The organism is Mycobacterium sp. 1245852.3 (genome assembly GCF_001669335.1).
Lineage (GTDB): Bacteria > Actinomycetota > Actinomycetes > Mycobacteriales > Mycobacteriaceae > Mycobacterium > Mycobacterium europaeum_A.
The window spans coordinates 1-616 of the sequence record NZ_LZLL01000344.1 but is presented as its reverse complement, the minus strand read 5'-3'; the positions used below and the strand labels follow the sequence as shown (position 1 = coordinate 616).

Sequence of the window (616 nt, the reverse complement as noted above, 5' to 3'; positions counted from 1 at the left end):
CCGAGTAGAACCAATTAACGGCCGATCGTTAGGTACGGCTCGACCTCGCCACGCGTTCCCCAATTTGCCAGCACAAACTTCATCGCGGTCATGACTGTTCGATTCCCTGGCGCATCGTCGGATTGCAAGCGGCGGCCCACGCCCTCGGCCCAGACGACCGCAGCATAACCGGACACCCAGTGCTAGTTCAGCGAGTTGCGCTGACTCACGGAACCCGTTGGCAATGTGGGCGGCGGACGCCGAAACCTGCCGTCGCCGCGGAGCCATGTCTAGGCTCTGGCTCTACCGGAGATGTGGGCACCGGGGCTGTGGCCGGCCGTGGGTACGTCGACCCGCGTCGTCGGCATTTGGCTCGGTTCGGGAACGATACGTCGCCGGGCGGCGCGACAACCGAAAGTTTGAGATCCGCAATGAGATTTGTGTTGGCGAGCTACGGGACTCGTGGTGATATCGAGCCCTGTGCCGCCGTCGGCCGTGAGTTGCTGCGCAGGGGCCACGAAGTGTGCATGGCCGTCCCGCCCGACTTGATTCCGTTCGTCGAATCGGCCGGGCTCGCGGCGGTTGCTTACGGCACGGACACCCGTGCGTACATGGCCGCACAGCGCAGATTCTGGAC

General features: G+C 64.1%; 1 protein-coding gene. It reads left to right on the top strand.

Translation table 11 applies throughout. The features are described 5' to 3' along the window. Positions 1–410 precede the first annotated feature (410 nt). Positions 411–616, top strand: a 206-nt coding sequence (locus A9W96_RS15425) for a glycosyltransferase (protein ID WP_197499530.1), incomplete at its 3' end; no start/stop codon positions are given.